This window comes from Arthrobacter sp. LjRoot14 (assembly GCF_964253905.1).
In the GTDB taxonomy this organism is placed as follows: Bacteria; Actinomycetota; Actinomycetes; order Actinomycetales; family Micrococcaceae; genus Arthrobacter.
Map to the genome: position 1 here is coordinate 1297075 of NZ_CAXURL020000001.1, position 26528 is coordinate 1323602.

A 26528-nucleotide genomic window follows, 5' to 3' on the forward strand; every position below is an offset into this window, starting at 1 on the left:
TAAAGCCGATTGGACCCGAATGACCAGAGCAACAACCCGCTGGGGCCGGATGGCCTCCGCCGTGACTGCACTTGCCCTGGCCGCAGCTAGCGTGGCAATGTCGCTGATCGCGGCACCGGAAGCCCGGGCCGATGCATGGCGGGACAAACAGTACTGGCTGGCCGAATCCGGCATCACCAAAGCGTGGGAAGTTTCGAAGGGCGCCAATGTCAAGGTTGCCGTCATCGACAGCGGCGTGGATGCCAAGCACCCCGATCTGAAGGGCGCCGTCGTTGGCGGAAGCGATGCCTCCGGGGCCGGCAGCGCCGACGGACAAAAGAGCATCGGCTCGAAACCTGAGCACGGGACCCTGGTGGCAACCATGCTGGCCGGCCGCGGCCACCAGCCGCCGAAGTCGACGGCTACGCCCACACCCGGCGCCCCTCCGGCGCCGGGCCCGGACGGAATAGTGGGCGTGGCCCCCGAAGCACAGATCCTGTCGGTGTCCACGTGGCTGGGCTCCCCGAACCCCGGCGGCAAGACCGACCAGGAACAGATCCCGGCCGCCGTCCGCTGGGCCGTGGACAACGGCGCGCGCGTGATCAACATTTCGCTGGGCAGCACCTCGCCGGAATGGCCGCAAAGCTGGGACGCAGCGTTCCTCTACGCCGAACAAAAGGACGTGGTCATCGTCGCCGCGGCGGGGAACCGTGTGGGTGGCAACGTGCAGGTGGGCGCCCCCGCAACCATCCCCGGCGTCCTGACGGTGGCAGGCCTGGACCGCAAGGGCGCCGCCAGCGTTGATTCCTCGTCCCAGGGCATCAGTATCGGCGTGGCCGCACCGGCCGAAGACCTCATCGGCGGCATGCCCGGGGACGGCTATGCGGAATGGGCCGGAACATCCGGCGCCACCCCGATCGTGTCCGGGGTGGCGGCGCTAATCCGCTCGAAGTGGCCTGAGATGACAGCGAGCCAGGTCATCAACAGGATAGTCACGACGGCGAAGGACGCCGGGGCGCCGGGGAAGGACCCCATCTACGGCTTTGGCGTACTTAACGCGGAAGCCGCCCTGAAGGACGACGTGCCGGAAACGAAGGTCAATCCGCTGGGCACGGTCGCTGATTGGATCAGGATCCACCGCCGTGGCGAGTCCGCCGCGACCACCCCTGCGGCTGAACCTGGCAACAGCCCGACGAGTGCGCCGGCCACGCTGCCCGCCGCCACCGTCCCGGTGGCCGAAGCTCCGTCCCAGATGGACAGTGCGGTCCCGGCCATGGTTGTCATCGGCTTCGGAATGCTGTTCCTGGCCATCATCGGGGGCGCCGTCTATCAACTGCGACGGGCGTCCAGGAACCCCGGGAATCTACGCGATGAGCCCGAGACCGGGGTGCTGGACAAGGTGGACTCCAACGGAACGTAACGGCGCCGGATTAGTTAGTGAAGATTTTCACAAACTACTGTATTCTTGAATCATGGCAACAACCCCACAGCTCCAGGACCGTCCCAGGGTACTCGTCGTCGGCGGCGGGTACGTCGGCCTGTACGTAGCCCTCAAACTGCAGAACAAGATCGCGAATGCCGGTGGCATCGTCACTGTCGTTGATCCGCTGCCCTACATGACCTACCAGCCCTTCCTGCCGGAAGTTGCCGGCGGAAACATCGAGGCGCGCCACGCTGTCGTCTCGCACCGTCAGCACCTGAAGCAAACGGAACTCATCCAGGGCCGCGTCACCTCGATCGACCACGCCAACAAGACCGCGGTGGTTGCACCGTCCGATGGCGGCCCGAACTTTGAGGTGCCGTACTTCGACGTCGTACTGGCTGCTGGTGCCATTACCCGCACCTTCCCCATCAAGGGCCTTGCGGACAAGGGCATTGGCCTGAAGACCATCGAGGAAGCCGTTGCGCTGCGCAACAAGGTCCTCGAGCGGATCGAAGCCGGCTCAACCATCACTGATCCTGCCGAGCGCGCCCGCGCCCTCACCTTCGTGGTTGTTGGCGGCGGCTTCGCCGGCATCGAGTGCATCACCGAGATGGAAGACCTCGCCCGCGCGGCGGTCAAGAACAACCCGCGCGTCAAGCAGGAGGAAGTCCGCTTCGTCCTGGTGGAAGCCATGGGCCGCATCATGCCCGAGGTCACCGCCAAGCAGGCCGAGTGGGTCGTGGAGCACCTGCGCAGCCGCGGCATTGAAGTCCTGCTGAACACCTCGCTGGACAACGCCGAGGGCTCCCTGAAGCTCATCAACCTGCCGGACAAGACCCCCGCCCAGGAATTCGAAGCGGATACCCTCGTCTGGACTGCTGGCGTGCAGGCCAACCCGATGGTCCGCTCCACAGACTTTCCGCTGGAGCCGCGCGGCCGCGTCCGTGTACTTCCGGACCTGCGTATTGCCGGTGACGAAGGCATTATCGAGAACGCTTGGGCTGCCGGCGACATTGCCGCCGTGCCGGACCTCACGGGCAGCGGCCTGCCGGACGGCACATGCGTGCCGAACGCGCAGCACGCCCTTCGCCAGGCCAAGCGCCTCGCGAAGAACCTGTGGGCCTCGCGCTGGGACAAGGAACTCAAGGACTACAAGCACAAGAACCTGGGCGCCGTTGCCGGCTTTGGCGAATGGAAGGGCGTTGCCAACATCAACCTCCTGGGCCGCATCGGACTCAAGGGCCCGCTCGCCTGGCTGGCACACCGCGGCTACCACGGCATGGCCATGCCCACGTTCGAGCGCAAGTTCCGGGTGATCATCAACTGGATCATCAGCTTCTTCGCAGGCCGCGACACCACCCAGCTGCTGGACCTGGACAACCCGCGCGGAGCTTTCGTGGCTGCGGCCACTCCTGCTCCCAAGCCGGCCGCGGCTCCCGTCGCCCCGGCGGCTGACAAGCCGGCTGAATCCGGCAGCAACAGCCAGCAGAAACAGACTGTATCGGCTGACACCAAGTAGCCACCCAACGCCGATGGCGGCCGTTCCCCCCGGGGAGCGGCCGCCATTGTTGTTTAATGGCTCAATGACTGGTGAAAAGGACATCCGGGCTCTCTTGGCATCCATCCATCCCGTCCTTCGCGAGGGGGAATACGTCTACGTCCTGTGGCCGTACGGCAGGCCGCTGGTTCCAGGCATCGAAGCCGCAGTCCGGGAAGCGGAAGGGCTCACTGTAGTGCTGCCGCGGGCCGAGGCGGACAGGCTGGAGCTTCGCTACGACTTCGTTGCCTCCTGGATCACCCTCCAGGTGCATTCGTCGCTCGAAGCCATCGGGTTGACTGCCGCGGTCAGCGCGGCGCTCACCAACTCCCGGATCAGCTGCAACGTCCTCGCAGGGTTCCATCACGACCACCTCCTGGTTCCGGTGGGTGATGCGGACCGCGCCCTGGAGATACTTCATGAACTGGCTGCAGCAAGTACCGAGCAGCCTGCACCGCAGCTTGTCCTGCGCACTGAACAGCCGGCGGACAGGCCTGCCATCCTGGAGCTCACGGCGGCGGCCTTCTCGGTCTCGCCGGCTACCGGGCTCCCCGTGGACGGCGAACCCGTGGAAGTGGGGCTGTTGAAGCAGTTGTTCGACTGCGACGAGTACCTGCCTGAGTTCAGCATCGTCGCTGAACAGAACGGTGAAGTGGTGGGCCATGTCATCAGCACGCGGGGCTGGGTGGGGGACTTTGAGCTGCTGGGGCTTGGCCCCATTGGTGTGGTGCCGCGGCTGCAACGACACGGCATCGGCTCGGCACTTATGCAGGAAACCGTCACGCGCGCCAATGCCGCGGGGGAGAGGGGCATCGCCCTCCTGGGCAGCCCGGAGTACTACTCCCGATTTGGCTTTGTGCCGTCGGTTTCCCTAGGCATCGAACCGCCCGAGGCTGAATGGGGAGAGGCCTTCCAGTTCCTCCCGCTCGCTGTCTGGCCCGGCGGCATCCACGGCACGTTCCGGTATGCCGGGCCTTTTGAGCGGCTCTGACGGGATACCATTGACCGGGCGCCCCAGTAGCCCAATTGGCAGAGGCAGCGGACTTAAAATCCGCGTGTTGTGGGTTCGAGTCCCACCTGGGGTACTTCCTTGTATTCGCCGTGCCGCCCTTCACTGTGCCTGCTTCCGGCCTGCTCCTTCCGCATTTCAGCGCTCCCGCGCCATGGTGTCCCATATGCAACGACTGTTATAAGGATGTGACCATAGTCACTTATGTTCGGGGCGAAATTGCACTAGCTTGAAGTTAAATCAGGAACACCTGGTAATTCGCATCAAAGGCCGTTCGCACCTTTCGATCGAGGAGACTCTTAATGATTTCACTCCCCCAGGCGGCGCCGCGAGTCGCTAAGCTGACAGCGCTTAGCATCGGCGTCGCCCTTCTGGCTACGGCTTGTGGCGGCTCGTCCACCCCGACTTCGACCGGGTCAACCACTCCGGCGGCATCCGGAATCGCCTGCCCGGCGCCGAGCGCCAGCGGCGGCGCCACCACCGCAGCGGGCGCGGGCGGTTCGGTCCCGGCCTCTACCACTACTACGGATACTCCGCTCAAGATCGGCTCGCTTCTGCCTACCACGGGCTCGCTGGCCTTCCTCGGTCCGCCCGAAATCGCCGGCGTCAACCTTGGCATCAAGGAAGTCAATGACGCAGGCGGCGTCCTGGGCAAGCCCGTCGAGGTGATTCACCGCGACTCCGGCGACACCAAGACCGATATCGCAACGCAGTCCACCACCGCGCTGCTGGGCAGCGGCGTCAGTGCCATTATCGGCGCTGCTTCGTCGGGCGTTTCCAAGACCGTCATCAACCAGATCACCGGTGCCGGTGTTATCCAGTTCTCGCCGGCAAACACGTCTCCCGATTTCACCACCTGGGATGACAAGGGCCTCTACTGGCGCACGGCTCCGTCCGATGTGCTGCAGGGCAAGGTCCTCGGCAACTACATGGCTACTTGTGGCGCACAGACCGTCGGCATGATCGTCCTGAACGATGCGTACGGCACCGGCCTGGCCAAGAACGTCAAGTCTGCGTTCGAAGCTGCCGGCGGCAAGGTTGTTGCCGAGGAGCTCTTCAACGAAGGCGACTCGCAGTTCAGCAGCCAGGTGGACAAGGTCATTGCAGCCAAGCCGGATGCGATTGCCCTGATCACCTTCGACCAGGCCAAGAGCATCGTTCCCCTGATGACCGGCAAGGGCATCAAGGCAACCCAGATGTTCCTGGTTGACGGCAATACCTCGGACTACAGCAAGGACTTCCAGGCGGGCACGCTGAAGGGCGCCCAGGGAACCATCCCGGGCACGTTCGCCAAGGACGACTTCAAGAAGAAGCTGCTGGCCATCGACCCGGCTCTGAAGGACTACAGCTACGCAGGCGAGTCCTACGACGCCGTCAACCTGATCGCGCTGGCAGCGGAGGCCGCCAAGAGCACCAAGGGCACTGACATCGCCAAGCAGCTGAAGGCGGTATCTGAAAGCGGCGAGAAGTGCACGGACTTCCCGACCTGCGTGACGCTGCTCCGCAACGGCAAGGATATCGACTACGACGGCCAGTCCGGTCCGGTGACCTTCTCCGACGCCGGTGACCCGACGGAAGCCTACATCGGCATCTACGAGTACCAGGATGACAACACCTACAAGCCGTCCAAGGAAGAATTCGGCAAGCTGTAAAGCCGACTCAGCCTGGATAGCTCGAAAGCCCCCGTCCTTTTCGGACGGGGGCTTTCTGTTGCCTGGTGGAGCGGCTTCAGGCGCCTTCGCAGGCATCTAAGGCAGCACACGGCTCAGGCATGCAGAAGGGCCGCCACCAAGCGGTGACGGCCCTTCTCCGGCTCGTAGGGGCGGCTTAGACTTCGTCCGCCAGCGTGCCGAGGTACAGCTGGATCACCTTGGGATCCTTCATGAGCTCCCGGCCGGTGCCGGTGTACGCGTCCTTGCCCTGGTCCAGCACATAGGCACGGTCGCAGATCTGCAGGCACCGGCGGGCGTTCTGCTCCACCATGATCACCGAAACGCCGGCCCGGTTGATCTCGTGGACCCGCAGGAAGGTCTCATCCTGTTTGACGGGGGAGAGGCCTGCGGACGGCTCATCGAGCAGCAGGACGGCGGGCTCCATCATCAGGGCACGTCCCATCGCCACCATCTGGCGTTCACCGCCGGAGAGCGATCCGGCCCGCTGGGCGCGGCGCTTGCCGAGCTCAGGGAAGAGGCTCGTGACGAAGTCGAACCGTTTGGCAAAGTCCTTGGGCCGCTGGAACATGCCCATCTGCATGTTCTCCTCAATGGTCAAGGTAGCGAACACATTGTTGTTCTGCGGGACGAAGCCCACGCCCTTGGCCACGAGTTTGTTGGCCTTAAGCCCGGTGATGTCCTGACCCCTGACCACAACGGAGCCCGAGTGCACCTTCACCAGCCCGAACATCGCCTTCAGCAGCGTGGACTTTCCGGCGCCGTTGGGGCCGATGATGCCGATCAGTTCACCTTTGCGGGCTTCAATGCTGCAGCCGTTGAGGATGTTGACGCCGGGGATGTAGCCAGCCACCAGGTTGGTGACCGTGACCACTGCTTGGTCCGCGGCGGCTGGTGTGGCGGCTGCTGCCGCACTGGTGGCGCTCATTCGGTGTCCTTCTTCCGGGTTTCGGGCGCCGGCTCCTTGTCGGCGGCAACGACGTCGACGGCGATGATGCCGGCGTTCTCGGTGCCCACGATTGACTCTTCGTCGGCCACGAGTTCGGCGGCCAGTTCCTTGATGCCTTCGGCGTCGCCCAGGTCCACATCGTGGTGGGCGCCCAGGTAGGCATCGATCACGGCGGGGTTCTTCATTACTTCCTGTGGCGGCCCTTCAGCGACGATCTTGCCTTCGGCCATCACCACTACCCAGTCGGCAATGTGGCGCACCATGTTCATGTCGTGCTCGACGAAAAGCACGGTCATGCCTTCTGCCTTGAGGTTCTTGATGTGGTCAAGGAGGGACTGGGTCAGCGCCGGGTTGACGCCGGCCATGGGCTCATCCAGCATCACCAGCTTGGGCCTGACCATCAGCGACCGCGCCATCTCAAGCAGCTTGCGCTGGCCGCCGGACAACGATGCCGCGTAGTCATCCTTCTTCGCGTCCAGCTTGAACTTCTCCAGGAGGACGTTGGCCTGGGCCGTGATCTCCTTTTCGCGGCCGCCCCACATGCCCTTGAACAGGGCCTTGGAAAGCCGCTCACCGGGCTGCTCCGAGCCGCCCAGCCGCATGTTTTCCATGACGGTCAGTTTGCCCATCACCTTGGTCAGCTGGAACGTGCGGACCATGCCCATCCGGGCCACCTTGTAGGGGGAGACGCCGGCGAGGCTGTTGCCTTCGAACTGCCATTTTCCGGAGTTCGGTGTGTCAAAGCCGGTCAGCAGGTTGAACAGGGTGGTCTTGCCGGCACCATTGGGTCCAATGAGCGCGGTGATTTTGTGGCGGGGGATCTCAAGGTATTCGACGTCGACGGCGTTGATGCCGCCGAAGCTGCGGGTGACGTTTTCCGCGACGACGATCGGATCCCGCTTCTTGCAGCCCGGGGCCGTTTCGCCGGCGGCGATCGGCCGCGTGTCCGTCATGTAGTCAATTCCTGCGGTGTTACCGCTGTTCCCGGTGCCATTCGCTGTTGGCACATTGCGTTGTTCACTCATGCGAACGCCAACTCCTTCTTGTTGCCGAAGACGCCCTGGGGCCGGAAGATCATCAGCAGCATCAGGGCGACACCCACGAGGATGTAACGCAGCTGCCCGGCCTGGACCGTGTTGAGCCAGGTCACCGCCCCGGATTCGATCAGGCCGTAGAGGATGCCCTGGGTGAGCGAGAGCACCACCCAGAAGATCATTGCTCCCACTACCGGGCCAAGAACTGTTCCAAGCCCGCCCAAAAGCAGACAGGTGTACAGGAAGAACGTCAGCTCGGTACCGTAGTTGGCCGGCTGGACCGCTCCGCGGGGGAGGGTGAAGATCATGCCGGCCAGGGCGCCGAGGACGCCGCCGATGACCAACGCCTGCATCTTGTACGCGTAGACGTTCTTGCCCAGTGAGCGGACCGCGTTCTCGTCCTCGCGGATGCCCTTGAGGACGCGTCCCCACGGGCTGCGCATCAGCAGCCACACCAGGGTGCAACAGACGATCACGAGGCCCCAGCCAACCACGCGGATAAAGAAGTCCCTGTTGTTCATTCCGAAGTAGGAACCTTCGGGGAACGGGTTCATGGAGTAGAACCCGCCTTCGAAGGCGGCAAGGCCGTTGGCGGAACCCGTCACGGACGTGAGCTGGTTGGTGGTGACGATGTAGCGGACGATTTCCGCCGCCGCGATCGTCACGATGGCCAGATAATCGGCGCGCAGGCGAAGGGTTGGAATGCCCAGCAGCAACGCGAAAATAGCCGAGCAGACGACGGCGATGAGCAGGCCCACAAAGAACGGCACGCCGAAGCTAAGCGTCGAAATGGCGAAGCCGTAGGCCCCTACCGCCATAAAGCCTGCCTGGCCGAAGTTGAGCAGGCCGGAGTAGCCGAAGTGAACGGCGAGGCCGAGGGCGGCAAGCGCGTACGCCGCCGTCGTCGGGCTGAACAGTTCACCGGCAGCGCTGGAAAAAATGAATCCAAAGTCCATGGCTGCGTCTCCTAACCCACGCGCTCGCGACGGCCCAGGATGCCCTGCGGCCGGAACAAGAGGACAACAATCATGATGAACAGTGCTCCCACATATTTGAGGTCGGCGGCCAGGCCGAACACGGTGGTCAGCTCCACGAAGATGCCGACGATGATGGATCCGATCAGTGCACCGAAGACTGTGCCGAGGCCGCCCAGGGTCACGCCGGCGAAGATGAGCAGCAGGATCTGCGAACCCATATCGAAGGTGACTCCGGGCCGGTAGTAGGCCCAGAGAATGCCGCCGAGGGAGGCCAGCATGCCGCCCGCAACCCAGACAATCCGGATCACGTTGTCGACGTCGATGCCCGAGGCTGCCGCGAGGGCGGGGTTGTCGGCGACTGCACGGGTGGCTTTGCCCAGGCGCGTCTTCAGGAGGATGAAACCGATGAGTGCGATCACGACGGCACTGATGACCAGTGACCAAAGGTTGTTGGGCGAAATCGATACCGGCCCGATCTGTATTTCAGCGCTCTGGGCGTAAGGCAGCTGCTGGGTTGATCCGCCGAAGTAGAACTGAATGACATAGCGGACTGCGAGTGCGAGGCCGATGCTGACGATCATCATCGGGACCAGGCCCGTCCCGCGGCGGCGCAGCGGTTTCCATAGGCCGGCATCCTGGACGTAACCGAACAGGCCGCCGCCGAGCAGCGCAAGGACCACCGCCAGCCAGAACGGAAGGCTCATGGCGTTGAAGGCGAAGACCAGAACGGCGCCGAACGTGACCATCTCGCCGTGGGCGAAGTTGGTGAGGCCCGTGGTCCCGAAAATCAGCGAGAGTCCCACCGAGGCCAGCGCCAGCAGGAGGCCGAAGCTAAGGCCGGCCACGAGCCTGTTCAGGAGGTTCTGGCCGAAGTCCTGTTGCTGGACCACAATGCCCTTGCCGAAGGCGAAGATCACGGAGAGGTTGGAAGTCTGGCTGAAAGTGACGTTGCGGGGATTCTCCTGGCCATCAGCGAGCTTGATGCCTTCGGGGAGGGTGGACTCGTCCAGCTCTACCTCGTAGGTGCCCTGGACCGGGACTCCGATGGTCCACGAGCCGTTGGCGCCTGATTTTGCGGTCCCGGTGAAATCGCCGCTTTTGGCGGTGATCGTAACGTCAGCGATGGGGGCCCGAGCGTCGTCCCGGAGGAAGCCGCTGATGCTGTTCTGGAACTGCTGGTTCGACGGGGATGGTGTCGGCGAGGGGGTCGTGGCCTGCGATGCCGGGGCAACAACGAGGAGAATTGCAACGACGGCGGCAAATATAGCCCCCACCGTCTTCAGCAATCCGCCGCGCCGTCTGTGCGACAGGCCTCTCGGTGTGCTTCTCAAAATGAAAACCTCCACATGGGGGTGGACTGGGTTGCGCCTTTACAACCACTGCGAACGGAGCGGGGGACGTAGTCGTGGCGCTGAATATGCGGTAGACAAACCGGATACCTTGTGATGTCAGTCACCCTGCTTGGGCTTATGTTACAGCCAGCCGGGATCAATGGAGCGTCGCAGGGGTGCCCCTAAGATAGCGATCAGATAACAACAGTGAAGCTCAGCCTCGGGTTTGATGCAGTTCTGCTAAAGAAAACTTTTGTTGAGCCAGAGTATTCCTAAACAGTTGTACTTGCGGCGTGCCGGTGGCGTGCGTCACGCCAGGCTGCCGCTCATGTCACAGTTGGGTTTCGGCTGGCCCGGCCGGGGAACTATCCCTGCCCCCTGTGCGTGGGAATTGGTACCTTGAGTTATCAGGATCACCACCTACCCCCTTTATTTGGAGGACACCCGCAATGGCACTTGGCGGAAACCCGATCTTCAACGGAAAGAATTTCCGTGGAGCCACCCAGGCACCGCCTGTTCCGCAGGCTCAGTACGGTCAGAACCCCTACGGCCAGACCCAGTTCGGGCAGGGCCCGTACGGCCAGGCTCCGGGCCGTGCCCCGGGCCAGGTCATGGACGCGCAGGGCGGCTGGATGGCCCAGCAGCAGAACATGACCCATGATCAGCTGCAGCAGATGTACAACCAGCCGGCAGCCGGTCCGGCCGAGACCGGGCGGATGACTTTTGACGACGTCATCATCAAGACGGCTGCCTGCCTCGGTGTGCTGATTGCCGGTGCGGCTGTCACGCTCTTCGTGAGCATGCCGCTGGCCTCGCTGCTGATGATCGTCGGTGCGCTGGGCGGCTTCGTCCTCGCACTCGTCAACACGTTCAAGAAGCAGCCGTCACCGGCCCTCATCCTGGCCTACGCAGGCCTCGAAGGGCTCTTCCTTGGCGGCCTGACCCGTGTCCTTGACGGAATGTATCCGGGAGTCGGGCTGCAGGCCGTCATCGGCACGCTCTCCGTCTTCGCGGTCACGCTGCTGCTGTTCAAGAGCGGCAAGGTCCGGGCAACGCCCAAGGCCATGAAGTTCTTTATGATCGCCATTGCCGGGTACGCCCTGTTCTCCGTGGTGAACCTCGTCATGATGCTGACAGGCCTGACGACAGAGCCGTTCGGCCTGCGCAGCGGAATCATCGGCGTCGTGATCGGCGTTCTGGCCATCGGCCTCGCCGCTTTCTCGCTGATCATGGACTTCACCAGCATCGAGGAAGGCGTCCGCAACGGCGCGCCGGAGCGGTTCTCCTGGACCGCTGCGTTCGGCCTGACCGTGACCCTGGTCTGGCTGTACGTGGAAATCATCCGCCTGCTCGCGATCCTCCGCGGCGACGACTAGGACCCAAGCCGGCAAACGCCGTCGTGCTTTAGGTCGTGCATTAACCCGAATGAGCCCCGCCACACGGCGGGGCTCATTCCCGTTATAGCTGGTCCTGCCTAGCTCAGCCGCTCGTAGACCACCGCCATGCCCTGGCCGCCGCCGACACACAGGGTCGCCAGCCCGAGCGAGGCGTCACGCTCCTGAAGCCCGTTAAGCAGGGTGGTGGTCATGCGCGCGCCGGTCATGCCGAACGGATGCCCGAGGGCGATCGCCCCGCCGTGGACGTTGAGCCGTGAGTGGTCGATGCCCAGTTCGCGGGCACTGGCTACGACTTGGACGGCGAACGCCTCGTTCAGCTCCACGAGGTCGATGTCCCCGATGCCCAGCCCGGCCCGCGCCAGCGCCTGCCGGGTTGCCTCGACCGGGCCCATGCCCATGAGTTCGGGGGAGAGTGCGCTGACGCCCGTGGACACGATCCGTGCCAGTGGCTCCAGGCCGAGCTCCCGGGCGCGGCCATCACTCATCACCACAACGGCGGCAGCGCCGTCGTTCAGCGGGCACGCGTTGCCGGCGGTGACTGTCCCTTCACTCCGGAACACGGGCTGGAGTCCGGCCACGCCTTCGAGGGTGACGCCGCTGCGCGGGGAGTCGTCCCGGTCCACTACGGTGCCGTCGCGGCGTGTGTACGGTGTGATGTCGCGCGAAAAGAATCCCGAGGCCCGGGCCGCTTCAGTACGGTTCTGGCTCAGGACAGCCCATTCATCCTGCTCGGCCCGGGAAATACCGTAGGTGGTGGCCACGTTTTCCGCGGTCTGTCCCATCGCGATGTAGATGTCCGGCATCCGCCCGCCCAGCCGGGGATCGGTCCATGGCGTGTTGGACGCGGACCGGGCCTCCGTCCGGCGGCGGGCAGCGTCGAAGAGCGGGTTGTGGTTGCCGGCGTCGGTTTCTCCTGCCCCGGTCCAGTTCGGATAACGGGACACAGACTCCACGCCGGCAGCCACGAAGGCGTCACCTTCGCCCGCCTTGATGGCGTGGAACGCCATGCGGATGGTCTGCAGGCTGGAGGCGCAGAACCTGTTGATGGTGGCGCCGGGAACATTGTCCAGCCCGGCCAGGATGGTGACCACCCGCGCCATGTTGGAACCCGCTTCACCGCTCGGTTCGGCGCAGCCAAGGTAAAGGTCGTCCAGGCCCGTACCGTCCCCTCCGCGGGGGTCGAAGGACGGAATCTTGTCCAGGGCCGCGGTGACCATGGCGGCGGCAAGGTCATCCGGCCGCTCATCCTTCAAAGATCCCTTGAAGGCGCGTCCGATCGGGCTTCTGGCAGTGGAAACAATGACTGCTTCTGACATGCGCCCAGCCTACGCCCGAGCTATGCGAGCCGCATCGCCCCGGCCGCAGGGGTAACCGTGAAGATGTCCGGCTTCCTGAACCCCGCGCGGGAGAAGGCTTGTTCGACGGCGGCGCGTACCTGTTTCTCGGCGGCCACCGGCGTGAGGGCGATGGCTGCGCCGCCAAAACCGCCACCTGTCATGCGGGCTCCGATGGCTCCGTTGGCCCGGGAGGTGTCGACGGCCAGGTCCAGTTCGGGGCACGAAATCTCGAAGTCGTCACGCATGGAACGGTGGCTGGCATCGAGGAGCGGCCCAATGGCGCCCGGGCCGGCTGAGCCGAGGAGTTCCACGGTCTGCAGGACGCGGTCGTTCTCGGTGACGACGTGGCGGACCCGGCGGAACGTGACCTCATCCAGGAGGCCGCTCGCTTCGTCCAGGTCCTCCACCCCGACGTCCCGCAGCGCTTTGACGCCCAGCACTTCGGCCCCGAGCTCGCACGAGGCGCGGCGCGACGCATAGCCGCCGTCGGCGTGCGAATGGGAAACCTTGGTGTCGATCACCAGCAGCACCAGGCCCGCCGGCTCCGTCTCGAACGGCACCAGGCGGGCACTCTGGTCCCGGCAGTCCAGGAAGACGGCATGGCCCTTCGCCCCGCGCAGCGAAGCGGACTGGTCCATGATGCCCGTGGGCGCTCCGACGAAATCATTCTCGGCACGCTGCGTGGCCAGGACCATTTCCTCGGCTGTCAGCCCTGCGCCGGTCAGCTCGTTGAGGGCGGAGATGACGGCGCACTCAATGGCGTGGGACGAGGACAGCCCGGCACCGAGGGGAACGTTGGAGTCCAGCAGCAGGTCAAGGCCTGGCACCGCGACCCCGCGCTCCTGGAGCGCCCAGATGACGCCGAGCGGATACTTGGTCCAGCCTTTGGCGCGCGTGCCGTCCAGTGACGAGGTGTCCGCCGTGGTCATGCCCTGGTCTCCGTAGGTGGACAGTAGCCGGAGCGTGGAGTCGGGGCGCACCCGGACAGCCACCCGGGCTGTCCGGTCGATGGCGAACGGGAGCACGAAGCCGTCGTTGTAGTCGGTGTGCTCGCCGATCAGGTTCACGCGGCCCGGCGCCTGCCAGATGCCGTCCGGAGCGGAACCGAAGGCGTCCCGGAACCGTGCTACGAGGTCCGTGGTTCCCAGCTTGCTGTCGACGGACTTGCTGTTTCCAGGGGTGTTCCTGCCTGCTGGGGCGGTCATGCGTGTGCGCCTTCCGGGAGTGGCTTGAGGGCTGATGCCGGAACCGTGACGGTGCGCAGCCGCTCCGCCACGAGTTCCGGGGTGGTGTCGTTAATGAAAGCACCCATGGCCGCTTCGGAACCGGCCAGGTATTTGAGCTTATCCTCGGCCCTCCGCGGTGAGGTCAACTGGAGGTGAAGGTAGCCGGCCGGCCGGAGCAGGTCGTCGAGCGGGGCCTGGTGCCAGGCCGAAATGTACGGGGTCGGCGTCGGATAGAGCGCGTCGAGGCGCTTGAGCAGGTCCAGGTACACGTGCGCCAGTTCGTCTTTTTCTTCGCCGCTGAGTGCTGCGAGGTCCGGTACCTGGCGGTGCGGGACCAGGTGCACTTCCAGCGGCCAGCGGGCCGCGAACGGGACGTAGGCGCTGAAGTTCTCGCCTTCGAGGACCATTCGGCTCCCGTCTTCGCGTTCGGACCGCAACAGCGAGCCGGTCAGGGTCTGGCGGCCGTCGGCGTCGTCGAAGAACTTCCTTGCCGCGGCGCCCATCACCGCGGCGCGGGGCGTGACGTAGGGGTATGCGTAGATCTGGCCGTGGGGGTGGTGAAGGGTGACGCCGATGTCCGCGCCGCGGTTCTCGAACGGAAAGACCTGCCGGATGCCCGGCAGCGCGTTGAGTGCCCCGGTGCGGTGTGCCCAGGCCTCGACGACGGTGCGTGCCCGGACTTCGCTCAGCCCGCTGAAGGAGCCGGTGTGCTCCGGCGTGAAGGACACCACCTCGCACCGGCCGAACGCCGTGCCGGTGGTTCCCCAGCCGGCATCGGCGGGAACCGGTCCCAGGGCGGGTCCGAGGGAGGGGAAGCGGTTCTCGAACACGACGACGTCGTAGTCCGGTGCCGGGATCTCGGAGGGGTTGGCCGGGGTCGTCGGGCAGATGGGGCACTGGTCTGCCGGGGGAAGGTGGGTGCGGCTCTGGCGGTGGGCGGCCACGGCCACCCACTCGCCGGTGAGGGCATCGAACCTGACTTCGCCCGGCTCGCTCCGGGCCGGCAGTTCGCGGCGGTCTGGAGTCTCCTCCGGCCGGCGGGTATTCCCGCCCGTCTGGGCCCCTGTCGTAGCGTCATCGAAATAGAGCAGCTCCCGGCCATCGGCAAGGTTGGTGCTGGTGATGTGAGTCATGCGTCTTGTCCTTTACGAGCGGCGGCCATCGGAGTCCCGCCCTCGAGGGGCGGAACAGCAGGCATTTCAATTCTCCCACAAAACGATCAAAAAGAAATAGTTTCGAACAAAAGTTAACAATGACCGGTTGTGCCGTTTCGGCGGACGTGTGGGGGCAAACGGAGGAGGTACCGTTGTGCCCATGAATTCGAGCGCACGTCACTCCCGCCACAGCGACCCCGCCGCCTCCGGCGCCAGCGAGGGGGTGCCGCGCCGCTACGCCTCGGGCAGGCAGTATGAGCTCCGGCGCGGTGATGCCCTTGCCGTGGTTACGGAGCTGGCCGCGGGCCTCCGGCTCTATTCCAGGGGTGGTGTCCAGCTGACGGAGACGTACGGAGACGGGGACATCCCTCCGGGCGCCACCGGAATCACGCTGGCGCCCTGGGCCAACCGGGTGGAAGACGGCGTCTGGTACTTGAACGGCAAGAAACAGCAGCTGGACATCACCGAAGTTTCGCGCAACAACGCCAGCCACGGCCTGTTGCGGAACGCCGCCTACGAGCTGGTGGACGAAGCCGAGTTCTCGGTCACCCTCGAGGCGCCGGTCTTCCCCCAGCACGGCTACCCTTTCCTGGTCCGGCACCGCGTCCAGTACCTCCTGGACGAGGACCTGGGGCTCGTAGTCCGCCAGACGCTGCTCAACGATTCGCAGGAATCCGCCCCCTTCGTCCTCGGAGCCCACCCCTACCTCAGGCTGGGCGACGTGCCCGCCTCGGACCTGGTCCTCACGGTCGGCGCCGGCAGCCGGCTCGTGGCGGATGAGCGCCTCATCCCACGCAGTTCGGAGAAGGTCGGCGGCGGTATGGACCTGCGGGGCGGACGGACGGTGTCTGAACTGGATATCGACGTCGCCTATACAGACCTGACGTTCGACGGCGGCGTGGCCCGCCAAACGCTGAAGGCATCGGACGGCCGCAGTGTAAGCCTCTGGCAGGACGAAAGCTGCAGCTACGTCCACGTCTTTGTCACCGATCAGTACCCCGGCAGGGCCAAAGCCGTTGCCATTGAACCCATGACCGGGCCGGCAAATGCGTTCAACAGCGGCGACGGCCTACGCTGGCTGCCGGCAGGGGAGTCGTTCACCATGACGTGGGGCATCGGCGCCTCCCTGTAGCCGCCTGCTGTCAGCTTCGCTGTCTGCACGACAGTCCACCCGCCGGCACAACAGTGTCAATGGCGGCCGTGGCGCCGTGGCGGTTTCCCATCGGGGCGCCGCTGGGGAAGTATTGGGCTATGACGCCAGCTGAGGACTCCGCACCAAACCAGAGACCGGATGCCAACATCGGCGCGGCCCTGCCCGTAGCCCAGGACGGCGCGGCCCTGCCCGTAGCCCAGGACGGCCCGGCACCTGCGGGCCCTGCGCCTTCGGCCCCGCTGCGGGTGGTGACCGACCGTGAACTGGACCAGGACATTCCCTACGGCGTGCGGATCGCCGCGTCCTGGGCCTGGCGGCTCGGGCTCATTCTGCTGGTCGTTGCCGCCCTGATCTGGATGCTGAGCAAGATCAGCTTCCTGATCATCCCCGTGATGGTGGCAGCATTGCTGGCCGGTCTGCTGAGTCCCATAACACGCTGGCTCAAGGCACGGCGCGTCCCCAACGGAGGTGCCGTAGCCATCACGGTGCTGGGTTTCCTCGGCCTCATCGGCGGCTCCCTGGCGCTGGTAGGCCGGCAGCTGGTTTCGGGCTTCAGCGAACTGTGGAGCGAGGCACTGGCCGGGATCCAACAGATCCAGGGCTGGCTGGCGGACGGTCCGCTTCACCTCACGGCGGCCCAGATCGACCAGTATCTGAAGGAGGCATCGGATGCGCTGCAAAACAACAGCAGCAGCATCCTGAGCGGCGCCTTGTCCTTCGGCAGCACGGCCGGGCATTTCGCTGCCGGCCTCATCCTCGCCTTGTTCGTCCTGATCTTCTTCCTCCTGGAGGGCGGCCGGATCTGGGGTTTCCTGGTCCGGCTGCTGCCCCGCAAAGCCCGCGCCGCCACCTTCGGAGCGGGCCGCAAAGGCTGGGCGTCCATGGTCAGCTACGCCCGTATCCAGATGTTCGTGGCTTTCGTGGATGCCGTGGGTATCGGCGTGGGCGCAGCCATCATCGGAGTCCCGCTGGCGCTTCCGCTGGGCGTGCTGGTCTTCATCGGTTCCTTCATCCCGATTGTGGGCGCCCTGGTCACCGGAGCCGTGGCTGTGCTCCTGGCCCTCGTGGCCAACGGCTGGGTCAACGCGCTGATCATGCTCGGGATCGTGCTGCTGGTCCAGCAGCTGGAAAGCCACATCCTGCAGCCGCTCGTGATGGGCAAGGCGGTGGCCCTGCACCCGGTGGCCGTCATCCTGTCCGTGGCGGCCGGTTCCTACCTCGCCGGCATCCCCGGCGCACTCTTCTCGGTGCCCATCCTCGCCGTAGCAAACTCGGCGATTCGATATATTGCTGCCAGAACGTGGGAACATGAAGGAGTGCTGGTGGCGGATGGCCCGGGTGTAACCGGGGACTCCGGATCCAGCCAGGACAACACCTTCAAGGATGTCTACCTTCCCGGTGCAAACCCGGGCCGCGGCAAGGGCGCCGCACAGCCAACGGGAAATCCCGCCGGACATGCCGGCCCGGACGCCCCAGCCGAATTCCCCAAAGGAGACTAGTTCGTGAAAACCCTCAATAGCCTGCCCGTCACGCTGGACAATGTCCTTGAGGCGCAGAAGCTGCTTGAGGGCATTATTACGCGGACCCCGGTGGAATCGTCCCGGGCCTTGGGCAGCATGGTGGGCGGCGAGGTGTTCTTCAAGTGCGAGAACCTCCAGCGGGCAGGTTCCTTCAAGGTCCGCGGCGCATACGTCCGCATGGCGAAGCTTTCCGCTGAAGAAAAGAAGCGCGGCGTGGTCGCCGCGTCGGCCGGAAACCACGCCCAGGGGGTGGCAGTTGCAGCCAAGAGCCTGGGCATCAAGGCGCGCATCTACATGCCGGTCGGCGTGGCTCTGCCCAAGCTTGCGGCCACCCGCAGCCACGGGGCGGAAGTAGTCCTCCACGGGCACAATGTGGACGAGGCACTCGCCGAAGCCCAGCGCTACGCCGATGAGACCGGCGCCGTCTTTGTCCACCCGTTCGACAACGTGGACGTTGTTGCAGGGCAGGGCACGGTGGGACTGGAAATCCTGGAACAGATTCCCAATGTGGACACCATCCTGATGGGAGTCGGCGGCGGAGGGCTGCTTGCCGGCGTGGCGGTGGCCGTGAAGGCCAGGGCCAGGGAGCTGGGCCGGGAGATCCGGATCATCGGCGTCCAGGCCGAAAACGCGGCGGCCTACCCGCCGTCGCTCGCCGCAGACGCCCTGGTGCCGTTGAAGAAGGTCTCCACCATGGCCGACGGCATTGCCGTGGGCCGCCCGGGGCAGCTGCCGTTCAGCATCATCCGTGAACTCGTGGACGACGTCGTCACTGTCAGCGAGGATTCCCTGGCCCGGGCGCTGATCTTCCTGCTGGAACGCGCCAAGATGGTGGTGGAGCCGGCCGGCGCCGTGGGCGTCGCCGCCCTGATGGACGGCAAGATCGAAAATCCCGGTACCACCGCCGTGATCCTCTCCGGCGGCAACATTGACCCGATGCTGATGCTCAAGGTGATCCAGCGCGGTCTCTCGGCTGCCGGCCGTTACATGACGGTCCGCATGATGCTGGATGACCGGCCCGGCTCGCTGGCCACGATCGCCCGGATCATCGCGGAGAACGATGCCAACGTCACCGGCCTGGACCACACCCGCGTGGGCGGTTCCATCAGCATGGGAGACGTTTCCATCACCGTCAATCTGGAGACCAAGGGCCACGAGCACTGCGAGCAGGTCCTGGGTGCGCTGCGTGCCGAGGGCTTCCAGCCGATCGTGGTCCACTAAGGGGCCATGGTGCTGGATGCTCAGGGGGGCCGGCCGCAGCTGAGGCACACCGCTGCCGCACGCGCCCAGGGCGGGCTGTTGATCACGGGGCTGTTCGTGGTCCTCCTGTTTGCCATTGAGTTCGTCAACGCGGCAACCTTCCATGCATTGAACCGGACGTTCGGGCTCCGTCCGCGCAGCGCCGACGGGCTGCTGGACATCCTCACGTTCCCGCTGTTCCACGCAAATCTTGGCCACGTGGTTTCCAACGCGCTGCCGCTGATCATCTTCGGATTCCTCGTTTTTATGTCCGGGCTCCGGGTCTTCGTCACCGCAGTGGCCTTCAGCTGGTTCGGTTCGGGCGTGGTCGTGTGGCTGATCGGCGGCTGGGGGATCACGGTGGGCGCGTCGGGCCTGGTGTTTGGCCTGTTTGCCTTCCTGCTGGTCCGGGGTTTCTTCAACCGCAGCTGGTGGCAGATAGCGCTGTCGGTGCTCCTGTTCCTCAGCTACGGCGGAATCCTGTTCGGTGTCCTTCCCGGCGTGGCAGGGTTCGTTTCCTGGCAGGCGCACCTGGGCGGGGCACTGGGCGGCGTCGCCGCCGCCATGTTGCTGAGGCCGCGGCGGCTTCCGCACGAAGGTCAGGTGGCGGAAGACCAGGCCACCAGGAAATAGGCCTTAACGCACGACGCCGGCCGTCCCCGCGGAAGGGGAGGGCCGGCGTCGTGCGTTAAGGGTTTGTAGTAGTCCCGGAGCTGCGCTCCTAGCCTGCGTACGGCTTGGCGGAAAGGATCTCCACCGTGATGTCCTTGCCGTTCGGGGCGGTGTAGCTGAGCTTGTCGCCCTCCTTGTGGCCCACAATCGCAGAGCCAAGCGGGGACTTTTCGCTGAAGACGTCAAGGTCCGAATCGCCGGCGATCTCGCGGGATCCGAGCAGGAAGGTCTCCTCGTCGCCGGCGATCCTGGCGACAACGATCATTCCGGGCTCCACAATTCCGTCGTCGGCCGGGGACTCGCCCACGTGGGCGTCGCGGAGCAACACGGTGAGCTGGCGGATGCGGGCCTCGATCTTGCCCTGCTCCTCCTTGGCGGCGTGGTAACCGCCGTTTTCCTTGAGGTCGCCTTCCTGGCGGGCAGCTTCGATTTTCTGGACGATTTCCGCCCGGCCGGCGCCGGAGAGGTGGTCCAGCTCTGCCTTCAGGCGGTCAAAAGCTTCCTGGGTAAGCCAAGCCGCAGTTGCGCTGTTGGTGGTAGACACGGACTTCTCCTTTTTCGTGGTCAAACAAGTTTGTGGTCAAACAAGTAAAACCCCGCCATGGTGGCCACTCATGGAACTCAGCAACCAGCTCAGCGGGGTAGAAGGTATTGATCCATTGTAGTCAATGCGCTGGACAAACCAAAGAAGGCCTGCGGCGTGGGTCACAGGCCGCAGGCGAAAGCGCCGGCAAAACTACGGCCTGCTACTTGTTTCCGTCGGGGATCCAGCAGCTGTCCACCACGCCGGAAACTGACAGTGACTCCGTGCGCACCACTGCGCGGTGCACCGTGGTGCGTCCGCCGTCAGCCGTGGCGTCCGCCGGGTTAGGCCCGATATCAACCACTTTCCAGCCAACCACCGCGAACTTGGCATCCAGCGCCTTGACCGCGCATTTGGCGGCGGTTCCGGGCTCCTTGGTGACCTGGAAATCGATCTCCGCCTGGGTGGCGTCCGTGGTGCTGTAGCCGATGTCCTTGAATGACACCGTCTCAGTGTTCAGGGAGGTGGAGATCCACGCCATGAAGCCGATCCCGGCGACCAGCGCAACGATTCCGATGTTGCGCTTGGCCTTACTCGAGAGGGCACGCTTTTGGCCCCCGTAACGATTGGCTAGGGTGGTAGTTGCCGGTGCCGAAGTAGCCGGCTGATCCTCGGAAGTCACCGTTCCAGTTTAGTGTGGATCCGAACGGGATAATTCCGCGTCCGTGCCGCCGTGAACCCGCAACTCCAAAAATCGAAGAAAGTGAGCCGTTTCAGATGACAGCGTCTGCAAGCCAGTCAAAACCGCTCCGCCTGCTGGCAGTCCACGCTCACCCTGACGACGAGTCGAGCAAGGGTGCAGCCACCATGGCGATGTACGCAGCGGCCGGTGTTGACGTCATGGTGGCCACTTGCACCGACGGGTCGCGGGGCGACATCCAGAACCCCGCCATGGAGCACGACCCACACCCCAAGCGTGACATGGCCGGCGCCCGCCGCCTCGAAATGGACAACGCCGCCCGGGTGCTGGGAATCCGCCAGCGCTGGCTGGGCTTCGTGGACTCAGGACTGCCTGAAGGGGACCCGTTGCCGCCCCTGCCGCCGGGCTCCTTCGCCCTCCAGCCGCTGGAAGTGGCCGCGGCTCCGCTGGTCCGGCTGGTGCGTGACTTCAAGCCGCACGTGATCCTGAGCTACGACGAGAACGGCGGCTATCCGCATCCTGACCACATCATGGCCCACCGCGTGGCCGTGGAGGCCTTCGAAGCCGCCGGCGATCCGGAACGGTACCAGGGGACCGGCGAACCCTGGGCGCCCGGCAAGCTGTACTACGACCGTGCCTTCAGCCCTGACCGGTTCCGCGCACTGCACTTTGCGCTTGAAGAGGCAGGCCTGCAGTCGCCCTACGCCGAACGGCTGGCAGCCTGGCTCGAGGCTGACGCCGAAGGCCACACACCGCCGCCCCCGACCCACCCCACCACCACCCAGATTGAGTGCGGGGACTATTTCGAAGCCAGGGACGACGCGCTCCGCGCTCACCGCACCCAGGTGGATCCATTGGGCTTCTTCTTTGCGGTGTCTCCGGACATGCAGCGCCGCGCCTGGCCCTGGGAAGACTACAGCCTGATCCAGACGCGGGTGCCGGTGGAGCTGCCGGAAAAGGATCTGTTCGCCGGGCTAAGATAGAGCCAGGCTCATTTCTATGCCCTGTAGAAGTCAGGGCCCCTCAAAACGCTCCACAGAAGGTTCAACCGTGCATCACTTGCTCATTGCCCTCGCGACGACCCCGGCACCCAGCCCCACGCCGTCCCTGCGCCCGGGCCTCTCCGAAGACCAGGTGACTCCGGGAATGTGGGGCTTCATCATGACCGCGTTCTTCGTGCTGGCCACCACGCTGCTGATCGTGGACATGGTCCGGCGCATCCGCAGGGTCCGCTACCGGGCCCAGGTGGAGGAAGAGCGACTGGCCGCACTTGCTGCCGGGAACGGGGCTATGCCTGGAACCGGCGCGCCGGTCGCGCAGGCTCCGGATGCAGAGGATTCCGGCACGCATGGGCCTGACACGCGTGGCGGCCGCCAGGGCGGCGCCGATCTCCGGACGGAACACAACGGTGATGAAGGCCGCGGACAGCGCTAAGGGCGACGCCGGCAGCGGCGGCCCCGGCGCAGCCCGGCCCGGTGCGGCCAACGCGCTGGCCGGCGAACCGTCGGCCTACCTGAGGCAGCACGCGGACAATCCGGTGCACTGGCGGCCGTTCGGCGATGAAGCGTTCGGTTTCGCCGCACAGCGCGACGTTCCGGTGTTCCTGTCCATCGGCTACGCCGCCTGCCACTGGTGCCACGTGATGGCACACGAATCGTTCGAAGACCAGGCAACCGCGGACTTCCTGAATGCCAACTTCGTGGCCATCAAGGTGGACAGGGAAGAGCGTCCGGACGTTGACGCCGTCTACATGGCCGCAACGCAGGCGATCAGTGGTGAGGGCGGCTGGCCGATGTCGGTCTTCCTGATGCCGGACGGCCGTGCGTTCCACGCCGGAACGTACTTCCCGCCCCGGCCCATGCCCGGCCGGCCCTCCTTCCGCCAGGTCCTCGAGGCCGTCCGCGAAGCCTGGGTGGAACGGCGCGGGGGCGTGGAACAGAACGCCGAGACCCTGGCCCGCGGGATGGCGGAAACACAGCTTGCCGCCGTGGTGCAGCTGACCGGCTTGCCTGACCCGGTGGACGCCGGACTGCTCTCCGAGGCGGTCCGCGTCCTGGCCCGCTCCGAAGACCAGAACCACGGCGGATTCGGCACCGCGCCGAAATTCCCGCCGTCGCCCATATTGGAATTCCTGATCCGGCACGCCGCAGCCGTGTCGGAAACTGCTGACGTGGCAAAGGACATGGCGGGGCGGACGCTGGCAGCGATGGCCCGGTCCGCGCTGTTCGACCAGCTGGACGGCGGGTTTGCACGGTATTCCGTGACGCGCGATTGGTCCGTGCCGCACTTTGAAAAGATGCTCTACGACAACGCCCAGCTGCTGCGGGCCTATGTCCACTGGGTCCGGCTCGGGGGCGATGCCGTGTACACCGCCGGGGAAGCAGCGGACGTCGCGTCCCGCACGGCGGACTGGCTGATTGCCTCGCTGGGTCTCGCCGTTCACACGGCGGGGTCGGACGAAGGGCCGGGCCAGGGCGAGGGTAGGGGCTTGGAGGCGGGGCAGGTTGAGGCTTTCGCGTCGTCGCTGGACGCGGACACGGTGGTGGACGGCCGGCACCTTGAGGGGGCCAGCTACCTCTGGACACCAGAGGAGCTGCTGCACGTCCTGGGGCCGGATGACGGACCTGCAGTAGCGCGGCTGATGAATGTCCGTGCCGAGGGCACTGTGACCCCGGCGGCTTCCCCCTTGCACCCGGGCCGCCGGTCCGACGACGCCGGGCAGCTCCTGTGGGATCGGGCGCGGCCGCGCCTGCTGGCTGCGCGTTCGGCGCGTCCCCAGCCCGCCAGGGACGACAAGGTGGTGGCCGGCTGGAACGGGCTGGCACTCGCCGCGCTCGCTGAAGCAGGTGCCGTCCTGGACCGGCCCGGGCTCGTCGCTGCCGCAGAGCGAACCGCCGCATACCTTGAACGCGTCCACTGGCAGCCTCCCCGCGCCGGGGACCAGGGCACGGAACCCGGCACCCTGGTGCGGGTCTCGCACGGCGGCCGGGCCAAGGGTATCGGCGGCCTGCTCGAAGACTACGCCTTCTGCGCGGACGGGCTCCTGGCCCTTTACGGAGTGACTGGACGAGACCGGTGGTATCGGCTGGCGGAAGACATCCTGCAGGCTGCCTGCCAGCGGTTCGCCGCGGACGGAACACTGGTGGACACTACCGGAGAATCGTCCCAGGTATTCAACGCCCAGGGGCAGCGGGCCGGCCTCGAACCCTTCGACACTGCCACGCCGAGCGGCGCGGCCGCGTTCGCCGGGGCCCTCCTGGGCCATGCCGCACTTTCCGGTTCCAGCGACCATCGGGTCATGGCCGCCAACATCTTGTCGCTGCTGCCGGCGCTGGCAACCAGGGCGCCACGGGCGGCAGGCTGGCTACTGGCCACGGCGCAAGCTGCGCTGGCAGGCCCCGTGGAGGCCGCCGTCGTCGGACCCGCCGGTTCCGCGCGGGCGGAACTCCACCACGCCCTGATGATGTCCGCCAGCCCGGGCCTGGTGGTAGCGGTTGCGTCCGACGCCGGCGTCCCGGCGGCCGATGCCGCCCCGCCTGCCGTGCCGCTGCTGGAGGGCAGGACAGCGGCGCCCGACGGTTCGCCGCAGGTGTACCTCTGCCGCGGGATGGTGTGCGAACGCCCGGTGGCCTCCGTGGCGGAACTTCTGGAGCGACTGGCTGCGATGGCCGGATGACGTCTTTGCCGCATCCGGAGTCCGGTGTTCCGCGGTACACGGGCAGCTAGCGGGGGAGTGACGCCGGCTGCGAAGCTGGCGGGCCCGGGAACCACGGTATTCCAGCACATGAGGGAGCTTCCGGACCTTATTGCCGCTCCGCGCATACGCCAGGAAAGGCCTGCCGCTGGTTCTGCCCGCTGGCGTTAAGCCGGCCTGCCGAGGACCGCTATGGCTATGGCGATGAAGTGCGCGGCAAAAGCGAACACGGTAAATGCGTGGAAGAGCTCATGGAAGCCAAAATGTTCGTAGCTGAAGTTCGGCTTCTTGAGCGCGTAGAACACGGCGCCGGCGATGTACAGGGCGCCGCCAACGCAGATCAGCACGGCGGAAGCAATGCTGGCCGCAAAAAAGTCCGGCAGGTAGAACAGGGAACCGCAACCCAGGGCAATGTAGATAGGCACATAGAGCCAGCGTGGCGCGTGGGTCCAGAGCAGCCGGAACAGCACGCCCAGAATGGCGCCGGACCAGATGACCCACAGCAGCACCACTGCCTTGGGCCGTTCCAGCAGGGCCCAGGCCAACGGTGTGTAGCTGCCGGCGATCACCAGCATGATGTTGGTGTGGTCGAGGCGCTTCAGGACGATCTTGACGCCGGGGGACCAGTTCCCGCGGTGGTACACGGCGCTGATTCCGAACAGCAGCACCCCTGTCACTGCGTAGACGGCGGAAGCGATTTTCAGCTCGGTGGTGGGTGCCAACAGGATCAGGACCAGCCCCGCGGCGAAAGCAAGCGGCGCCGTCACGGTATGGATCCAGCCCCGCCACTTGGGTTTGATCGTCAGCAGCTCCGCGATGCGGACTGCAGCATCGTCCATCGGGCCTGATTTCCGGCCGCGGCCCGCTCCCGCGCCCGGTTGGGGAGATTTGCTTTCCATGGCTCAAGAATAAACTACGTTCCAGTAAGTTACCCGTGAGTAATACTGCTTGCGCTGAATTGCGAAGGCCTGTTGCACCCTGCCCCCGTTGCGGGCGGGTAGCCTAGGAATGCACTGCCGTCATACATCAAGGAAGTCAGGTGAGTCTCCGGATGGAGTTGCCCGGGATCCTCTATGGCTTCTATGAACGCAAGCTTCTGCGCTCGCTGGACAAGGACCGCATCCCCAAACACATCGGCGTCATGGTGGACGGCAACCGCCGCTGGGCCAAGCAGTTCAACGCACCCACCAGCCAGGGCCACCAGGCCGGTGCCGACAAAATCCATGAGTTCCTCGGCTGGTGCCAGGAACTCGGGATCAAAGTAGTCACGCTGTACATGCTCTCCACCGACAACATGAGCCGATCCGGTGAGGAGCTGGACCTGCTGATGGGGATCATTGCCAACACGCTTGACCGGCTGGACGAGGACGCAGACATCTCCGTGCACGCCATGGGGGCGCCGGAGCTGCTTCCCGATTACCTCGCCGAGCGTCTCAACAAGCTCACGGCGCGGACGCCGGCACACGAAAATCTCCACGTCAACGTCGCCGTGGGCTACGGAGGCCGTCGCGAAATCGTGGACGCCGTCCGGGAGCTCCTCCATGACGCAGTGGCCCGCGGCAAAGACATCGGCAAGCTCGCGGATGAACTCAGCGTCGACGACATCTCACGCTTTCTTTACACTCGCGGTCAGCCGGACCCGGACCTGGTGATCCGCACTTCCGGGGAGCAGCGGCTGTCCGGTTTCCTGATGTGGCAGAGCGCCTACAGCGAGTTCTACTTCTGCGAGGCGCTCTGGCCCGCCTTCCGCAAAGTGGACTTCCTGCGGGCATTACGCGACTACGCAGGCCGGCAGCGGCGCTTCGGCTCCTGACACCTGCCGCCGCTGCCCGTTCCCGGCAACCGGTGCACATGCGCGCCCGTCAGGCGCCCGGCTCCCGGCCGGTTCACGCGGAGTTCACGTGTTCGCAACAAGAATCGCCGGGAAATGGTTTGGGAAACAAACCCGCGGGGAATTACGTTGATCTCATTAGCAGGCACACTGCCGGCTAATCGGGGAGGCCA

23 protein-coding genes and 1 tRNA gene are annotated in these 26528 nt (G+C 65.4%); 14 read left to right on the top strand and 10 right to left on the bottom strand.

The window, feature by feature from the left end; translation table 11 throughout:
- Positions 1-19 precede the first annotated feature (19 nt).
- The 5 genes from ACSQ12_RS05985 (at position 20) to ACSQ12_RS06005 (ending at position 5600) form a co-directional block, all read left to right on the top strand.
- The gene (locus ACSQ12_RS05985; RefSeq protein WP_436064713.1) at positions 20-1399 is read left to right on the top strand and encodes a S8 family serine peptidase; all 1380 of its coding nucleotides are present in this window, start codon (positions 20-22) and stop codon (positions 1397-1399) included.
- A gap of 52 nt (positions 1400-1451) precedes the next feature.
- Complete coding sequence (locus ACSQ12_RS05990; RefSeq protein ID WP_209746621.1) at positions 1452-2921, top strand: NAD(P)/FAD-dependent oxidoreductase; 1470 nt, start codon at positions 1452-1454, stop codon at positions 2919-2921.
- A gap of 64 nt (positions 2922-2985) precedes the next feature.
- Entirely contained in the window at positions 2986-3930 is a 945-nt protein-coding gene (locus tag ACSQ12_RS05995; protein WP_436064714.1) for an N-acetyltransferase, read from the top strand.
- A 20-nt stretch (positions 3931-3950) separates the two neighbouring features.
- Positions 3951-4024: transfer RNA gene (locus tag ACSQ12_RS06000), tRNA-Leu, on the top strand.
- Between the two features lie 226 nt (positions 4025-4250).
- Positions 4251-5600, top strand: coding sequence for an ABC transporter substrate-binding protein (locus ACSQ12_RS06005; RefSeq protein WP_436064715.1), 1350 nt, complete (start codon positions 4251-4253; stop codon positions 5598-5600).
- A 175-nt stretch (positions 5601-5775) separates the two neighbouring features.
- Here ACSQ12_RS06005 and ACSQ12_RS06010 read toward each other — a convergent pair whose 3' ends face one another.
- From ACSQ12_RS06010 to ACSQ12_RS06025, 4 genes are read right to left on the bottom strand one after another with little or no spacing between them, the layout of a single operon-like run.
- The gene (locus tag ACSQ12_RS06010) at positions 5776-6546 is read right to left on the bottom strand and encodes an ABC transporter ATP-binding protein (RefSeq protein WP_436064716.1); all 771 of its coding nucleotides are present in this window, start codon (positions 6544-6546) and stop codon (positions 5776-5778) included.
- Positions 6543-7592 (bottom strand): ABC transporter ATP-binding protein, encoded by a 1050-nt coding sequence (locus tag ACSQ12_RS06015; protein WP_374100858.1) that lies wholly within the window; start codon positions 7590-7592, stop codon positions 6543-6545. Before ACSQ12_RS06015 ends, ACSQ12_RS06010 begins: the two co-directional genes overlap by 4 nt.
- A complete protein-coding gene (locus ACSQ12_RS06020; RefSeq protein WP_209746614.1) occupies positions 7589-8557 on the bottom strand; it encodes a branched-chain amino acid ABC transporter permease in 969 nt (322 codons plus the stop codon). Before ACSQ12_RS06020 ends, ACSQ12_RS06015 begins: the two co-directional genes overlap by 4 nt.
- A gap of 11 nt (positions 8558-8568) precedes the next feature.
- Positions 8569-9852: a branched-chain amino acid ABC transporter permease gene (locus tag ACSQ12_RS06025; protein ID WP_436064717.1), complete on the bottom strand. Its 1284-nt coding sequence runs from the start codon at positions 9850-9852 to the stop codon at positions 8569-8571.
- 506 nt (positions 9853-10358) lie between these two features.
- On the opposite strand from ACSQ12_RS06025, the gene ACSQ12_RS06030 reads away from it, so the two are divergent.
- On the top strand, positions 10359-11285 hold the full coding sequence (locus ACSQ12_RS06030; RefSeq protein WP_436064718.1) for a Bax inhibitor-1/YccA family membrane protein: 927 nt from the start codon (positions 10359-10361) through the stop codon (positions 11283-11285).
- A 98-nt stretch (positions 11286-11383) separates the two neighbouring features.
- On the opposite strand, the gene ACSQ12_RS06035 is transcribed toward ACSQ12_RS06030, so the two are convergent.
- From ACSQ12_RS06035 to galT, 3 genes are read right to left on the bottom strand one after another with little or no spacing between them, the layout of a single operon-like run.
- Entirely contained in the window at positions 11384-12622 is a 1239-nt protein-coding gene (locus ACSQ12_RS06035; protein ID WP_436064719.1) for an acetyl-CoA C-acetyltransferase, read from the bottom strand.
- Between the two features lie 20 nt (positions 12623-12642).
- Positions 12643-13848: a galactokinase gene (gene galK / locus ACSQ12_RS06040; protein WP_436064720.1), complete on the bottom strand. Its 1206-nt coding sequence runs from the start codon at positions 13846-13848 to the stop codon at positions 12643-12645.
- Complete coding sequence (gene galT, locus ACSQ12_RS06045; protein ID WP_436064721.1) at positions 13845-15002, bottom strand: galactose-1-phosphate uridylyltransferase; 1158 nt, start codon at positions 15000-15002, stop codon at positions 13845-13847. Before galT ends, galK begins: the two co-directional genes overlap by 4 nt.
- Positions 15003-15183: 181 nt before the next feature.
- Between galT and ACSQ12_RS06050 the strand changes: the two genes are divergently transcribed.
- The 4 genes from ACSQ12_RS06050 to ACSQ12_RS06065 all read left to right on the top strand — a co-directional run bounded on the left by ACSQ12_RS06050 (position 15184) and on the right by ACSQ12_RS06065 (position 19568).
- Positions 15184-16155, top strand: coding sequence for an aldose 1-epimerase family protein (locus ACSQ12_RS06050; protein WP_436066944.1), 972 nt, complete (start codon positions 15184-15186; stop codon positions 16153-16155).
- A gap of 119 nt (positions 16156-16274) precedes the next feature.
- Positions 16275-17675, top strand: coding sequence for an AI-2E family transporter (locus tag ACSQ12_RS06055; RefSeq protein WP_436064722.1), 1401 nt, complete (start codon positions 16275-16277; stop codon positions 17673-17675).
- Positions 17676-17678: 3 nt separating this feature from the next.
- Positions 17679-18917 carry a threonine ammonia-lyase gene (gene ilvA / locus ACSQ12_RS06060; RefSeq protein ID WP_209746603.1) on the top strand — a complete coding sequence of 413 codons (1239 nt, stop codon included), beginning with the start codon at positions 17679-17681 and terminating at the stop codon, positions 18915-18917.
- A gap of 6 nt (positions 18918-18923) precedes the next feature.
- The gene (locus tag ACSQ12_RS06065; protein ID WP_209746601.1) at positions 18924-19568 is read left to right on the top strand and encodes a rhomboid family intramembrane serine protease; all 645 of its coding nucleotides are present in this window, start codon (positions 18924-18926) and stop codon (positions 19566-19568) included.
- An 88-nt stretch (positions 19569-19656) separates the two neighbouring features.
- Here ACSQ12_RS06065 and greA read toward each other — a convergent pair whose 3' ends face one another.
- Positions 19657-20151: a transcription elongation factor GreA gene (gene greA, locus ACSQ12_RS06070; RefSeq protein WP_011691028.1), complete on the bottom strand. Its 495-nt coding sequence runs from the start codon at positions 20149-20151 to the stop codon at positions 19657-19659.
- Between the two features lie 202 nt (positions 20152-20353).
- Positions 20354-20812 carry a DUF4307 domain-containing protein gene (locus ACSQ12_RS06075; RefSeq protein ID WP_436064723.1) on the bottom strand — a complete coding sequence of 153 codons (459 nt, stop codon included), beginning with the start codon at positions 20810-20812 and terminating at the stop codon, positions 20354-20356.
- Positions 20813-20907: 95 nt separating this feature from the next.
- Between ACSQ12_RS06075 and mca the strand changes: the two genes are divergently transcribed.
- The 3 genes from mca to ACSQ12_RS06090 all read left to right on the top strand — a co-directional run bounded on the left by mca (position 20908) and on the right by ACSQ12_RS06090 (position 24506).
- The gene (gene mca, locus ACSQ12_RS06080) at positions 20908-21813 is read left to right on the top strand and encodes a mycothiol conjugate amidase Mca (protein ID WP_436064724.1); all 906 of its coding nucleotides are present in this window, start codon (positions 20908-20910) and stop codon (positions 21811-21813) included.
- Positions 21814-21880: 67 nt separating this feature from the next.
- Complete coding sequence (locus ACSQ12_RS06085; RefSeq protein WP_209746595.1) at positions 21881-22264, top strand: hypothetical protein; 384 nt, start codon at positions 21881-21883, stop codon at positions 22262-22264.
- On the top strand, positions 22242-24506 hold the full coding sequence (locus ACSQ12_RS06090; RefSeq protein ID WP_436066945.1) for a thioredoxin domain-containing protein: 2265 nt from the start codon (positions 22242-22244) through the stop codon (positions 24504-24506). Before ACSQ12_RS06085 ends, ACSQ12_RS06090 begins: the two co-directional genes overlap by 23 nt.
- Positions 24507-24691: 185 nt before the next feature.
- On the opposite strand, the gene trhA is transcribed toward ACSQ12_RS06090, so the two are convergent.
- Complete coding sequence (gene trhA / locus ACSQ12_RS06095) at positions 24692-25363, bottom strand: PAQR family membrane homeostasis protein TrhA (protein WP_436064725.1); 672 nt, start codon at positions 25361-25363, stop codon at positions 24692-24694.
- Positions 25364-25575: 212 nt separating this feature from the next.
- On the opposite strand from trhA, the gene ACSQ12_RS06100 reads away from it, so the two are divergent.
- Positions 25576-26337 (top strand): isoprenyl transferase, encoded by a 762-nt coding sequence (locus tag ACSQ12_RS06100; RefSeq protein WP_436066946.1) that lies wholly within the window; start codon positions 25576-25578, stop codon positions 26335-26337.
- The last annotated feature ends 191 nt before the right edge of the window (positions 26338-26528 follow it).